12 protein-coding genes and 1 pseudogene are annotated in these 13524 nt (G+C 73.3%); 6 read left to right on the top strand and 7 right to left on the bottom strand.

Translation table 11 applies throughout. From position 1 onward, the window contains the following. Positions 1–10: 10 nt before the first annotated feature. From ACPOLB_RS00495 to ACPOLB_RS00505, 3 genes are all read right to left on the bottom strand, one after another. Positions 11–919: a patatin-like phospholipase family protein gene (locus ACPOLB_RS00495; protein ID WP_425259315.1), complete on the bottom strand. Its 909-nt coding sequence runs from the start codon at positions 917–919 to the stop codon at positions 11–13. A gap of 184 nt (positions 920–1103) precedes the next feature. Continuing rightward, positions 1104–1418 (bottom strand): hypothetical protein, encoded by a 315-nt coding sequence (locus ACPOLB_RS00500; RefSeq protein ID WP_425259316.1) that lies wholly within the window; start codon positions 1416–1418, stop codon positions 1104–1106. Then, positions 1415–2044 carry an exopolysaccharide biosynthesis protein gene (locus tag ACPOLB_RS00505; protein ID WP_425259317.1) on the bottom strand — a complete coding sequence of 210 codons (630 nt, stop codon included), beginning with the start codon at positions 2042–2044 and terminating at the stop codon, positions 1415–1417. The genes ACPOLB_RS00500 and ACPOLB_RS00505 overlap by 4 nt, the downstream gene beginning before the upstream one ends. A 281-nt stretch (positions 2045–2325) precedes the next feature. Between ACPOLB_RS00505 and ACPOLB_RS00510 the strand changes: the two genes are divergently transcribed. The 3 genes from ACPOLB_RS00510 to ACPOLB_RS00520 all read left to right on the top strand — a co-directional run bounded on the left by ACPOLB_RS00510 (position 2326) and on the right by ACPOLB_RS00520 (position 5405). After that, positions 2326–3270 carry a chromate resistance protein ChrB domain-containing protein gene (locus ACPOLB_RS00510; RefSeq protein ID WP_425259318.1) on the top strand — a complete coding sequence of 315 codons (945 nt, stop codon included), beginning with the start codon at positions 2326–2328 and terminating at the stop codon, positions 3268–3270. Next, positions 3267–4649 (top strand): chromate efflux transporter, encoded by a 1383-nt coding sequence (chrA, locus tag ACPOLB_RS00515; RefSeq protein WP_425259319.1) that lies wholly within the window; start codon positions 3267–3269, stop codon positions 4647–4649. Before ACPOLB_RS00510 ends, chrA begins: the two co-directional genes overlap by 4 nt. Positions 4650–4772: 123 nt before the next feature. Continuing rightward, positions 4773–5405 (top strand): rhodanese-like domain-containing protein, encoded by a 633-nt coding sequence (locus ACPOLB_RS00520; RefSeq protein ID WP_425259320.1) that lies wholly within the window; start codon positions 4773–4775, stop codon positions 5403–5405. Between the two features lie 50 nt (positions 5406–5455). Here the strand turns inward: ACPOLB_RS00520 and ACPOLB_RS00525 are convergent, their stop codons facing one another. The 4 genes from ACPOLB_RS00525 to ACPOLB_RS00540 all read right to left on the bottom strand — a co-directional run bounded on the left by ACPOLB_RS00525 (position 5456) and on the right by ACPOLB_RS00540 (position 10271). Continuing rightward, complete coding sequence (locus ACPOLB_RS00525; protein WP_425259321.1) at positions 5456–7969, bottom strand: ATP-binding protein; 2514 nt, start codon at positions 7967–7969, stop codon at positions 5456–5458. After that, positions 7959–9197, bottom strand: a complete 1239-nt coding sequence (locus ACPOLB_RS00530) for an ABC transporter substrate-binding protein (RefSeq protein ID WP_425259322.1) — start codon at positions 9195–9197, stop codon at positions 7959–7961. Before ACPOLB_RS00530 ends, ACPOLB_RS00525 begins: the two co-directional genes overlap by 11 nt. A 163-nt stretch (positions 9198–9360) precedes the next feature. Further along, positions 9361–9909: a ferritin-like domain-containing protein gene (locus tag ACPOLB_RS00535; protein ID WP_425259323.1), complete on the bottom strand. Its 549-nt coding sequence runs from the start codon at positions 9907–9909 to the stop codon at positions 9361–9363. Further along, positions 9906–10271, bottom strand: a complete 366-nt coding sequence (locus tag ACPOLB_RS00540; RefSeq protein WP_425259324.1) for a BON domain-containing protein — start codon at positions 10269–10271, stop codon at positions 9906–9908. Before ACPOLB_RS00540 ends, ACPOLB_RS00535 begins: the two co-directional genes overlap by 4 nt. 503 nt (positions 10272–10774) lie before the next feature. Here ACPOLB_RS00540 and ACPOLB_RS00545 point away from each other — a divergent pair. The 3 genes and pseudogenes from ACPOLB_RS00545 to ACPOLB_RS00555 form a co-directional block, all read left to right on the top strand. After that, a pseudogene (locus tag ACPOLB_RS00545) lies at positions 10775–11347 on the top strand (sugar transferase); the annotation flags it as partial. 9 nt (positions 11348–11356) lie between these two features. Next, positions 11357–12601, top strand: a complete 1245-nt coding sequence (locus ACPOLB_RS00550) for a glycosyltransferase family 4 protein (RefSeq protein ID WP_425259325.1) — start codon at positions 11357–11359, stop codon at positions 12599–12601. Beyond that, positions 12598–13521, top strand: coding sequence for a glycosyltransferase family 2 protein (locus ACPOLB_RS00555; RefSeq protein ID WP_425259327.1), 924 nt, complete (start codon positions 12598–12600; stop codon positions 13519–13521). Before ACPOLB_RS00550 ends, ACPOLB_RS00555 begins: the two co-directional genes overlap by 4 nt. The last annotated feature ends 3 nt before the right edge of the window (positions 13522–13524 follow it).

Here is a 13524-nt window from a genome sequence, read left to right on the forward strand (position 1 = left end):
GCCGCAGCGCTCAGCCCGACGCGGCGACCGGCCGGCCGCCGGCAGGCGCGAGGTCGGCACGCGCCAGCGCCTGGAGGAGTGCCGGCAGCCGCTCGCGCGCATGGGCCTCGCCGCGGCGGCGGGCGTCGATGAAGTAGCTGCGCCACGGACCGGCCTGGTCGTCCAGCGCGGGATGGATCAGGAAGTCGGCCCGTGCCACCTCGGGGTCGATGCGTGCGCGGCGCTGCAGGACGCGCTCGCGCTGCGACGGCGACGCGCCCGGCGGCGTCGTGCGCGCGGTGATGTCCACGGCGATCACGAAGCGTGCGCCGGCCATGCGGGCCGCCGAGACGGGCACCGGGACCGAGGTGTCGCCGTCCTCGTACTCCACGCCGGCGATGCCCACCGGGGAGACGATCCCCGGCATGGCGCCGGAGGCGCGCACCGCCACGCCGGTGCGGCCGCTGGCGAAGTACCGCGCCGAGCCGTCGGCACGCCGCGTGGCCGCCACGATCAGGCGGCGCGGCAGCTGCTCGATCGAGCGTCCTCCGACGCCGCCGTCGACATAATCCTGCAGCCTGCGGCCGTGGATCCAGCCCCGGTCGGCGAAGACCGACGGGTCGAAGACGGTCAGCGGACCGCCCTCGAACGAGCGCCGGTCGATCTCGGTGGCCGACAGCCCGCTGGCCCAGAACGCGCCGATCAGCGCGCCGACGCTGCTGCCCACCACCAGGTCGGGGACCAGGCCGGCGTCCTCCAGCACGCGCAGCACGCCGATGTGCGCATAGCCGCGCGGGCCGCCGCTGCCGAGCACGAGCGCGACACGCGGTGCCGGCTCGATCGGCGCCGGCACCGCCAGCGCCCGCGGCGCATCGGCGTCCCGGTAGTCGAACGCCGCGCAGCCGGCCAGCGCCAGGCCGGCGGCCAGGGGCGGTGCCAAGGCGGCCCGGAGCAGCCCGCGCCGCCCGTGCGACGGAGATTCCCCGATCCGATCCATGGCCGGCCTCGCGCTGGAGTTGACAGTGTCAACCATGGTGCCGGCGGATGTTGACAATGTCAACATCGGGTCTGGCGCCGGCATGGGACCGGCGCGTGGTCCGGCATCGTGGGGCGTCGGTGTCGTCCTACACGATCGTCATGGCACACAGCCACACCGTCGCCAGCACCGTGGCGACGCGGCTGCGCGGCGACGCGCGGCCGACTGCCGCGAAGAGGAACAGGTTGTAGGGCAGCGGCGAAAAGTGGATGGCCGCGGCCGCCCAGGTCGGGCTGCCCTGGCTGGCCGCCAGCATCGCGACGAAGGTGGCCAGGATGTTCACGGCGGTCCCCCTGGCGAGCATGTCGCTCCACAGGACCGTCCGCATCGGCACCTCGCCGCGCCAGCGCCGCGCGAAGAACCCGGTCACGCGCCCCGCGCCCGCCGGAGCCAGGCGGTTCATGGCAGCACCTGGGTGGCGACGTAGATGGCCGCCTTCACTATCGCGAACACCACGCCCGAGACGACCGTGGCCGCGAGGGCGGCGATGCCGAGTCCGGCCAGGATCCACAGTCCATCCCGTTCCAGGATGCCCAGCGCCAGCAGGCTGATCGCCAGCGCCGGCAGCATGTTGCCCAGCGGCACGGGCAGGACCAGCACCACCGCCAGCAGCAGGCACACCACGCCGACGAGGTGCTCCATGGGCGGCAGTGCCAGCCAGGCGACCCTGGGCTTCAGCAGCGCCTCGGCGCGTGCCAGCCAGGGGCCGACGCGCAGCACCAGGGCCGCGAAGTCGGCCCGCGCCACCGTGCGGCGCGCGATCACCGCGGGCAGCCAGGGCCGCCGTCCGAAGGCCAGTTGCGCGGCCAGGACGACCAGCGGCGCGCCGAGCACGGCCGAGGTGCCCGGCGGCACCGGCAGCACGTTGGGCACCGCAAAGACGAACAGCAGGGCGGCCAGCGCGCGATCGCCCAGCGCGGCCAGCAGGTCACCCACGGCGATGCGTTCGCGGCTGTCGTCCTGCGCCAGGGCGTGCAGCATCGCCGACAACGGCAGCCGGCCGGCTTCCGGCGTGGCTGTGGCAGTCATGCAGACGGCGGCGCCGGCCGGCCCGTCAGCGCGGGCACGGGGATGCGTCCGTCGAGCCGCCCGGCGCCGCCGCGCCGGGCGTCCCGCCGCTGCCGTGGCCGGACCAGCACGGGTCGACGCGGAGGACGGAGGCGATCACCTGCAGAGGCATGCCGCCGAGTGTAGCCAGCCGTGTGCCGCCTGCCGGGAAGGCCGCCCCCGGGGCAGCGATGCACTGCGGTGCCACGACCACCGCATGCGTTGTAATGGATATTTCAAAGTCTGTAGCGTATGATGCAGACATGTGGGCCGCTCTCTTCCTCACGTTGCCGACGCAGCCCAGCGCCGTCCGGCTGCGCATCTGGCGGGCGCTGAAGACGCTGGGCTGCGGTGCGCTGCGCGACGGTGTCTACCTCCTGCCCGAAGCGCAGGCGACCCTGTTCGATCCGCTGGTGGCGGAGGTGCGTGCGCACGGCGGCCACGCCAGCGTGCTCGACGTGTCCACGCGCGACCCGGCGCAGCACGCCGAGGTGCTGGCGCTGTTCGACCGCGCCGAGGCCTACGGCCAGTGGCGCATGGAGGCGCAGGCGCTGGCCGCCGCACTGCCGGCGCTGGACGCGACCGAGGCCCGGCGGCGCCTGCGCGCGGTGGGCGATGCCCTGCAGGTCCTGCAGCGCGTCGACTACTACCCGGGTGCGGCTGCCGCGCAGGCCCGGGTGGAGCTCGATGCCCTGCGCCAGGACCTGGAGGCGCGCTTCTCGCCTGGCGAGCCCGTGGCGCAGGCGCCGCACGGCATCCCGCGCCTGGACCTTCGCAAGTTCCAGGGCAAGCGCTGGGCCACGCGCGCACGGCCCTGGGTCGACCGCCTGGCCTGCGCCTGGCTGATCCGCCGCTTCATCGATCCCGACGCGCGCTTCGTCTGGCTCGCCGATCCCGCCGGCTCGACCCCCGCGCCGCGCGGCGCCCTGGGCTTCGACTACGACGGCGCACGCTTCACGCACGTCGGTTCGCGCGTCAGCTTCGAGGTGCTGGCCGCCAGCTTCGGCCTGGATGCCGATGCCCGGCTGCAGCACATCGCGCGTGCCGTGCACTTCCTCGACATCGGCGGCATCCCGGTGCCCGAGGCTGCCGGCCTGGAGGCGGTGCTGTCCGGCCTGCGCGCGGTCCACGCCGACGACGATCCACTGGCGCAGGCCGCGGCGACCGTGTTCGACGCGCTGTACGCCGCACCTGGTCCATCCGCATGAGCACTGTGCCCACGCCCCCTGTCGAGCCGCCGGCCACCGCACCGGGCATCCCGGCTGCAGTGGGTTTCGCCGAGGCGTTCCGCTTCTGGCTCAAGCTCGGCTTCATCAGCTTCGGTGGCCCGGCCGGGCAGATCGCGATCATGCACGCCGAGCTCGTCGAGCGGCGGCGCTGGATCAGCGAGCAGCGCTTCCTGCACGCGCTGAACTACTGCATGCTGCTGCCGGGCCCCGAGGCGCAGCAGCTGGCCACCTACATCGGCTGGCTGATGCACCGCACCTGGGGCGGCATCGTGGCGGGTGCGCTGTTCGTGCTGCCGTCGCTGTTCATCCTGATCGCGCTGAGCTGGGTCTACCTGCGCTTCGGCGACGTGCCGCTGGTCGCCGGCATCTTCTACGGCCTCAAGCCCGCCGTGACCGCGCTGGTGCTGCACGCCGCGCACCGCATCGGCACGCGGGCCCTGAAGAACCGCTGGATGTGGGGCATCGCGGCGGCTTCGTTCGTCGCGATCTTCGCCTTCGACACGCCGTTCCCGGCGATCGTGCTGGCGGCCGGCCTGATCGGGCACGTCGGCGCACGGCGCTGGCCGCAGGTGTTCGCGCTCGGCGGCGGCCATGGCAGCGCCGGGGCCAGCCACGGGCCGGCGCTGATCGACGACCACACCCCGACGCCGGCGCACGCACGCTTCTCGCGCAGCCACCTGGCCAAGGTGCTGGCCGCCGGCCTCGGCGTGTGGCTGCTGGCAGGTGCCGTGCTGGTCGCGACGACCGGCCTGCACGGCACGCTGACGCAGATGGGCTGGTTCTTCACCAAGGCGGCGCTGCTCACCTTCGGCGGCGCCTACGCCGTGCTGCCCTACGTGTACCAGGGTGCGGTCGAGACGCACCAGTGGCTCAGCGGACCGCAGATGATCGACGGCCTGGCCCTGGGCGAGACCACGCCCGGGCCGTTGATCATGGTCGTGGCCTTCGTCGGTTTCGTCGGCGGCTGGCTGAAGCAGGTGCTGGGGCCCGAGGCACTGTTCCTGGGCGGTGCGCTGGCGGCCGCCGTGGTCACCTTCTTCACCTTCCTGCCGTCGTTCGTCTTCATCCTGGCCGGCGGCCCGGTGGTCGAGGCCACGCACGGCAAGCTGGGCTTCACGGCGCCGCTGTCGGCGATCACGGCGGCGGTGGTCGGGGTGATCCTGAACCTCGCCCTGTTCTTCGCGTACCACGTGCTCTGGCCGCAGGGTGTCGGCGGGCGCTTCGACGGCCTGTCGGCCGCCATCACCGTGGCCGCCGCGTTGGCCTTGTTCCGTTTCAAGGTGGGCGTGCTGCCGCTGCTGGGCGCCTGCGCCGGCGTCGGGCTGGTCGCGACCTGGCTGGGTCCCCTGTTGCGTTGAAGGAGTCTGCATGCACACATGCCACCAACCGCCACCTGTCGGCCCGGCCGCGCCGGCTCGCCTGGAGCCCGCGCTGGTCGCGAGCCACCAACGTGCGGGAAGGGCGTGACGGTGGAGCCGGCCATGCAACTGGCGCTCGACGCCAGCTTCGGCAGTGTCCTGCACTGGCGCACGCAGTTCGTCGCCTGTGCCACGACCCCGGGCGGTGGCGCCGGCGCGGCGCTGCTGGTGTTCCAGCCGCGCGACGGCGCGCTGGCCATCCAGTGGGCTGCCGACCCGGCCACGGCGGCGGCGGGCGGCGTGCCGATCCTGGCGCTGGACATGGGTGCGCTCGCGCACCGCGCGCGCGACGGCACCGCGGCCGGCGCGGAGGTCGATGCGTGCATGGCCCGCATCGACTGGGCGGCCGTGCACGGTCGCTACCAGCGGGCGGTGCACGCCGCCAGCGAGCCCTTGGGCGCCGGGCAGGACGCGGTCGCCGATGCGGTGCTGCTCGACGTGCGCCGCGCCGGCGCGTACGCGAACGCGCAGACGATGCTGCCGGGGGCCTGCTGGCGGGACCCGGCCACCGTGGCGCAGTGGGCGGCCGCGCTGCCGGCAGGCCGGGCCGTGGTCGTGTACTGCGTGCATGGCCACGAAGTCAGCCGCGCCACGGCCATGCGGCTGCAGGCGGCGGGCCGCGACGCGCGCTTCCTGCGCGGAGGCCTGGAGGGCTGGCGCGCCGCGAACCGCCCGCTCGTGCACAAGCCCGGGTAGGACGCTCCCTGAGCGTGCGGGCCGCCAGGGCCGCCGCAATCGGCGTGCGGTCAGGACAGGGTGTCGCCGTCGACCACGTGCATCGATCTGGATGACGACGCCAGCACCTGGCGGAGCACTTGCGCAAGATCGTCCTGCAGCCGTTCCTTGCGCACGAGGGCTCGCACGTTGCCGCGTCGCACCGACGCCCGCAGGTCGTCGGTCACGTAGCCCGATGCCAGCACGACGGGCAGATCCTCCCGGATGCCTTCCAGCGCCCGGGCCAGATCGACGCCGGACAGTCCGGGCATGTTCACGTCGCTGATCACCACGTCGAAGGCGCGTGGATGCGCGCGCACCGTGTCCAGCGCGAGCTCGGCGCTGCCCACGCCCGTGACCACGCATCCCCAGCGCTCCATCAGGGCGACCGCCATCACGACCAGCACGTCGTCGTCGTCGACGTAGAGGACACGTGCCTCCAGGCGCGGCTCCTCGGTCGCAGCCGGCAGCGCGGCGGTGCGCTCCGCGGGCACCGCCGCGGTGAGCGGCAGGCGGATGTGGAAGGTGGAGCCGCGCCCCGGATGGCTCTCCACGGAGAGCTGGCCGCCGTGCTCGCGCACGATGCCCTCGACGACGGCGAGCCCCAGGCCGGTGCCGCGCCCGATGGGCTTGGTGGTGAAGTACGGCTCGAAGATGCGGCGCAGCGTGGCCTCGTCGATCCCGCAGCCGTCGTCCTGCACCCACAGGTGCGCGCAGGGCGTGCCCTCGGGCCCCGACGAGCGCTCGAGTCCGTAGACGATCTGGCCCGAGGCGCCGTCCATCGCCTGCCACGCGTTCGTCCCCAGGTTCAGCAGCACCTGCTCCAGGCACGTCGGGTCGCCGGTCACGATGATCGGTTCGGCCGGCAGCTGCGTCACGATGCGGATGCCCGCAGGCACGGTGGCGCGCAGCATCGCCACGGTCTCGCCGACCAGGCCGCCAAGCTCCTGCGGAGAGTGGTCCTTCGGGCGCCTGCGGCTGTAGGCCAGGATCTGCTGCACCAGCGCGCGGGCACGCTCGGCGGACTTGCCGATCTGCTCCAGCCAGCGGTCCACCGGTCGACCCTGGCGCAGGTCGTCCTGCGACAGCGACACATTGCCGAGGATGGCCGCCAGCACGTTGTTGAAGTCGTGTGCGATGCCGCCGGCCAGCGTGCCGATGGCCTCCATCTTCTGCGACTGGCGCAGCTGGTCCTCGAGCGCGCGACGTGCGGTGGTGTCGCGCTCGATGGCGACGAAGTGCCGGGTCTGGCCATGCTCGTCGCGCACCGGCACGATCTCCATCTCGACCCAGTAGCGCGCGCCCGTCTTGCCGTAGTTCAGCAGCTCCACGCGGACCGGCGACTGGTTGCGCAACGCCTCGTCGAGCCGCCTGACTTCGGCCCGGTCGGTGTCGGGTCCCTGCAGGAACGACGGGCTGCGGCCGAGCACCTCCGCCACCGCGTACCCGGTCATGCGCTCGAAGGCGGGATTGGCGAAGACGATCGGATAGCGCGGATGTTCGCCCTCGGGGGCGACCGACGTGATCAGCACGGCGTCGCCGAGGTGGGCGATGCAGGTGGCCAGCAGGGTGAGTTGCCCCTGCGACTTCGACTCCAGCGCCTGGTGTTGCTCGCGCAGGCGTTCGAGCATGCGGTTGATCGACGTCGCCAGACTGGCCACCTCGTGCGGGCCGGCCTCCGGCGCGCGCGCATCGCCTTCGGCGGCCAGCGCGACCTGGCCGGCGAAGCGTTCGAGGCCGTCCAGGTCGCGTGTCAGCGACCGCGCCACCCAGCGGGCCGCGACGCCGGCGGCCAGCACCAGCAGGGCTGCCACCGACAGGAAGACGAGCACGAGGCTGTAGTCCCGTGGCACCGCCAGGCCCTCACCGGGACGCACCATCTTCAGCGCCAGCGCGTCCAGCGGGGCGGCCAGCGGCAGGCGCGTCTCGAGGTCTCCCGCCGACACCGGTGCGTCCGCCGGCAACAGGCGGTGTGCGTCGTCCTGCGGCAGGTCGGCGAGCCGCAACGATGCCCACACCTGGCCTTCCACCGTGTTGCTGCGCGCGTAGGTGATGCCCAGCGACAGCCAGATCCGTGCCTCCCCGTTCGACGTTCCGAGCCCCACCCGCGTGTCGCGCGTGCCGAGTTCGGCCAGGAACCAGGCGCGTGCCTGCGGAGACAGCTCGAACCGCTGGTGCGTGGCGATCAGCTTGCCTTCGAAGTCGACGATCGCGAACCGGACCGGAATCCCGTCGATCTCGCGAATGCTCTCCAGGTACGGCTGCAGGTACGAGACGCGTGCTGCGCTGTCGGTCAGTGCCGTCTGCAGCAGGGGGCTGAGCGCCACCTCGTGCAGCCGGCCGGCCACGTGGCCGAGCGCATCGGCGGCCCGGGCCGCGTGCCACTGGAGATCGCGCTCGGCGATCTGGTGCGCGGACTGCCGGTGCAGCCGCTCGGCCCAGGCCCACGCCGTCAGGGCCATCACCAGCAGTGACGCGGCCGCCAGCCACGCCGACGCCACCGCGAAGCGCCGCTCGAGGCTGTGCCTGGGGCGGCTAGCGCGCATCGGGCACCAGCGCGCCATCGGCGCGGTAGCGCGCGATCAGCAACTCGCGGGGGCCCAGCGCCTCGTGGCGGGTGCGCGTGAACGGCGGCGCGTAGTGCTTGATCAGACCGCGGTGGCTGCGGACCTGCTCCAGCGCGGCGCGGACCGCGGGCCGGTTGGTGCTGCCCGCCTGGTCCACGGCGAGGGCCAGGATGTGCAGCAGGTCGTAGGCGTGTGCCACCCCGGTCGGGGCCTCGATGTGTTCGTGGCCGGTGGCGGCGCCCAGCCGGCGGGCGGTGGCCATGAAGCGTTCGCGCTGCCGCGCGTCGGCGTCGAAGAAGCTGAACGTCTGCAGCACGCTGACGTCCAGCGTCTGCAACGCCGGGCCACACATCGGCACGAAGCGCCCCCCCGTGATGCCCTGGTGGAACAGCAGCGGCACCCGCTCGGAAGCCGGCAACTGCGCGACCTCGCGCACGAGCAGCGCGCCGTCGTCGTCGTTCGCCACCGCCACCACGATCTCGGCGCCGTTGGCGACCAGGCTCCGGTAGCGATCGACGACCGTCCGCTCGCCCCAGTTGTACCAGCCGACCCCGGCGATCGTGCTGCGACCGGCCGTGCCGACATGGCGCTGTGCCGCGGCCAGGTTGCTGCGGCCCCAGCCCGTGTTGGCCAGGAACAGACCCGCCCGGCGCAGACCGCGCGTCGCCGCGGTGTCGAGCATCTTGGGCATCGCGAGACTGTCGCGCAGCGCGAGCCTGAACACGTAGCTCGGCCGGTACGCATGCTCGACGATCGGATCGGCCGACGACCAGACTGCCAGCAGCGGCAGCTGCAGTTCCTGGGCCAGCGGCACCGCTTCGATCATCACCGGGCTGAACTTGCCGCCGAACACGGCCACCAGGTCGGTCTGGCCCGCCAGGTCGCGCAGGTTCGACATCGCGCGCGCGGGCATCGAGCGGTTGTCGCGGGTCACGAGCTCGAGCGGCCGGCCGCCCAGGACGCCGCCGGCCTGGTTCACCTCGGCGATGGCCACGCGCAGCCCGAGTTCGATGGCCTGGGCGGACGTGCTGTCCTCGAGACCGAACTCGGCGTCCACGCCGACGCGCACGGGGCTGGAGCTTGCGAGCGCGCGCAGCGTCATCGGCAAGCCGACGACGGCGGCGGCGGCGCGCAGGAAGTATCGACGCCGGCGCGTGCCGGGCGTGGCGAAGTGTGGCGAGGACCCGCCGATGGAGCTGTGACCCATGGGAGACCCTTCTCGTGTGTCGCTCAGTCTTGCAGCCGCGCGGCCCCGATGGGGCGCGCGACTTCGACAAGGCTACGCCTGTCGGGCGCGGCCCGCGGCGGGAAGTGGACGGAGAAAGGGGGAGTCCTCGCCGGATCGCGTTGCGCGCCCGGCGGCGCATCGTTCAGACGTCGTGCGCGGGCATGCCTTCCAGCAGATCCGCCAGTTCGTCGGCGTGCTCTTCCTCCACCGCCAGGATCTGCTTGAGCAGGTGGCTGGTGGTCGGGTCCTGGTCGCCCAGGTAGGCCACCATGTCGCGGTAGCTGTCGATGGCGATGCGCTCGGCCACCAGGTTCTCCCGGATCATCTCCGCCAGCGTGCTGCCGGGCACGTACTCGGCGTGGCTGCGTTCGCGCAGGCGGTCGGGCGAGAAGTCGGGCTCGCCGCCGAGCTGCACGATCCGTGCTGCCAGCAGGTCGGCGTGGCCCTGCTCCTCGTTCGAGTGCACCAGGAACTCGGCACCCACGCTCTGGCCGTGGATGCCGCGCGCCATGAAGTGGTGGCGCCGGTAGCGCAGCACGCACACGATCTCGGTCGCGAGCGCTTCGTTCAGGAGCGCGAGCACCCGGTCCCGGTCGGCGCCATAGCCTGCCGTGACGGCGCCCCGCTCGATGTGCTGGCGGGCCTGGCGGCGCAGCGTTGCGACGTCGGTGAGCGGGTGGGTGTCCGTCATTGCTTGATCCTCAGCTCGTTCTTCACACCGGTCACGCCGTCGGCGGCCCGCGCGATCTGCACGACCTGGTCGATCTGGGCCTGGTTGTCGAGGATGCCGGACAGCTGCACCTCGCCCTGGACGGTGAGCACGCTGATGTCGGCGCTCTTCACGTCGGGTGCGGCCAGCAGGGCCGCCTTGACGCGGCCGGTGACGCCGGCGTCGTCGATCTGGGTGCCCATGGTGGTGGGCGCCGGCGGCGCGGCCGGCGGTGCGTCGGGAGCCTTGTTGCAGGCGGACAGCGCAACGGCCGCGGCGGCGGTCAGCGCAAGCAGGGCGGCGCGCGCCGCACCCGGCGACGGGCGTGAAGTGGGGATTCGCATGAGAGGGCTCCAGGTGGTGGCCAGCGGCTGGTGGTGCAGCCCGCGCTGCCAGGACATGGCAGGACGGGCAGGGCGGAGGCAGACCTTACGGCCGCGGTGCCGTGCGCATCTGTGCGCTGCCAGACCGAGTGCCGTGGCACCGGGCGGTGCGGCTCCGCACAGGGTGCGGCGTGCCGTGCCAGCGCACATTGCTGCAGTGCAATGTACGGCAGCGCACGGACCCTGCGCGGGCCCGGCCCGTAGTCTCGGCCGCAGCGCAGAGTGACACCGGGTCCCGGAGTCGTCGGCGCCCACCAGCGAGAACCCGTGATGCAGCCAGTTGCGACTTCGAGCCCCGCCGGGGTGCACCCGCCCGGACGCGGCCGCTCCCATCCGCCCCGGCCTGCCGGTCGCCTGCGATGAAGGCCGAGGCCTTCGTCGACGGCGCGAAGTCCGTGGGCCGGCGTCGCGGCGCGCTCGGCATGCTCGTGGACCCCGACAACCTGCTGCTGAACCAGGTGCTGGCGCTGCTGCTGCTGGTCCTGCTGGCGCCGGTGCTGGCGGTGGTGGCCTTCCTCATCTGGCGCCGCGACGGTGCGCCCATCTTCTTCGCCCATTACCGGGTGGGCCACGACGGCAAGATCTTCCGCTGCCTGAAGTTCCGCACGATGCTGCGCGATGCGGAACCGGCGCTGGCAGCGCTGCTGGCCAGCAGCGCGCAGGCCCGCGCCGAGTGGCAGCGCGACCAGAAGCTGGAGAACGACCCGCGGGTCACCGCGGTCGGCAACTTCCTGCGCCGCACCAGCCTGGACGAGCTGCCGCAGCTGATCAACGTCGTGCGGGGCGAGATGAGCCTGGTCGGTCCGCGGCCGGTGACGGTGGGCGAACTCACGCGCTACGGCCAGGTGCGCTGGCACTACCTGAGCGTGCGGCCGGGCATCACGGGCCTGTGGCAGGTGAGCGGGCGCAACAACACGAGTTATGCCGAGCGCGTCGCATTCGACAAGCACTACGTGGAGCGGCGCTCGGCCTGGCTCGACGTCCGCATCCTGCTGAAGACGGTGCAGGTCGTGCTGGCGCGCGACGGCGCGCGCTGAGTGCGCGCCATGCCCGCTCCGCTCGACCGCCCCCGGCCGCCGGCCCAGCAGCGGACCGCCGGGTCCGGGACCGACCCCGCGGCGGCACTGCCGCCCGCGGGCGACGACAACGCCGTCGTGCACCTCGTGTCGCAGCTCGACGCCGACATCGTCCACTTGCTCGGTCCGGCCACCGCCGCGCTGGCACGGTCGGGCAGCGCGCAGACCGTGGTCCTGATCGACCACCCCGGCAGCCGCCCGTGGCTGACGCAGCTCGACGCCAGCGCCGCGCTGGTGCTGGTGGCGGCGCAGCGCAACCCGGTGGCGCAGTGGCGCGCACTCGGCGCGGCGTTCGCGGCCTGCGTCGCCGAACAGCGGCCGCAGGTCGTGCACCTCCACGGCTTCGTCGCCTGCCTGCTGGGAGAGCGCGTGCTGGGTGCGCTGGACTCGTCCACGCCGGCCTTCTACTCGCCGCACGGCAGCAGCGCGCTCGGCACGTTGCGGCCGCTGGCCACGCTGGCGCATCTGCTGGGCCGCAGCGGGCGCGGCGCGGCCACCGCCCGGGCCATCGGCCACGGCACGGCCGAGGCCGACGGACTGCAGGGCCGGCTGCACCGCTCGGTGGCGCTCATCGAGGGCCCGGTGGACCGCGCCTACTTCGAGGTCGGGGCACACGCCGCCCGCCACCCGCTGGTCGTCTCGGCCAGCCGCGCCGGCGACGTGCGCGGCGCCGAGGCGTTCGACCAGCTGGCGGTGCTGCTGGGGGGCGACGCGCTCGGGCTGGCCTTCAACTGGATCGGCCCCGTCGACGCGGTGGCCGCGGCGCGCATGCACGCCGCCCACGTCGGCGTCTTCTCGACACAGGTGCACACGGAACGCGCCACGCGGCTGGCGGCGGCCTGGATGTTCGTCGCACTGGCCAGCGGCCGCGGCTTTCCGCTGTGCCTGGCCGAGGCGATGGCGGCCGGGCTGCCCTGCGTGGCCCTGGACACGCCGGCGCACCGCGGCGTCGTCCTGCACGGCGTCACCGGCTACCTGTGCCAGGACCAGGCCGAGGTCATCGCCCGCATCGCGCAACTGGCCGACGCGCCCGGCCTGCGCGAGCGCCTGGGCCTGGCCGGCCGCGCGCTGTCGCTCGAGCGTTTCGGCCAGCACCGCTTCGAGGACACCTTGCTCGCGGCCTACGGGGCGTCCGCCCCGCGGCCGGCCGAGGCGCTCCAGCCGCCGCCCGCCTGGTCGCGCCAGGACACGGCAGCGGAGTCGGACCGGCTGTGATCAGCCTCGTCGTCCCCACCCGCAACCGGGCGCACACGCTGCGCATCGTCGCGCCGAGCTACTTCGCACAGGCCGACGTCGACGAGATCGTCTTCGTCAGCGACGCCGGCGACGACGACACGGAGGCCGTGCTCCGCGCCGTGGCACGTGCGCATCCCGCCGTGCGCATGCAGTTCCTGCGCAACGCCCGGCGGCTCGGCGCCTCGCAGTCGCGCAACATCGGCGTGCAGGCCTGCAGCAACGACTTCGTGCTGTTCTGCGACGACGACGAGTTCCTCGAGGCCGGCTACGCCCGCACCTGCCTGGCCAAGCTGCTCGCACTGGGCGCCGGCGCGGTCTCGGGCCGGCGTGTGTACATGGAAGTGGGCGAGACCACGGCCGACGCGCTGCGCCGCTTCGGAACCGGGCTGCGCAACGCCGTGCCGTTCCGCCCCGTGCTGTGCGAATACGTCAACGGCGCGCGCTTCCTCGGCGACCGGCAGCAGCCCATCACCAACGCCATCATCCTGACGCGGCGGTCGCTGCTGCTGCAGTACCCGTTCGACGCCGCCTATGCGCGCGGCAACGGCTACCGCGAGGAGAGCGACTACCAGATGAACCTGTTCGTGCACGGCCACGCCATCTGGGTCACCAACGACTGCCACAGCCTGCACCTGCCGCTGTCGCAGGTGCGCACCGGCGGGCAGCGCACGCAGACCTGGCGGCGCCTGGTCTGGTCCGTCCACTACACGCGCTACTTCTACGGCAAGTACTACGCCGCCTACGCGGCCCGGCTGGGGCTGCGCACGCCGCGCTGGCTGGCACTGGCGGCGTTCACGGGCTTCAGCGTCTACCGCGAGCTGCTGCGCCCGCCGCTGCACGCCCTGGCGATGGCGCTGTTGCGCCGCCGTGCGCGGCTGGCCGCGGCCGCCACGCGCTGAGGC

This window comes from Rubrivivax soli (genome assembly GCF_049810355.1).
Lineage (GTDB): Bacteria > Pseudomonadota > Gammaproteobacteria > Burkholderiales > Burkholderiaceae_C > Rubrivivax.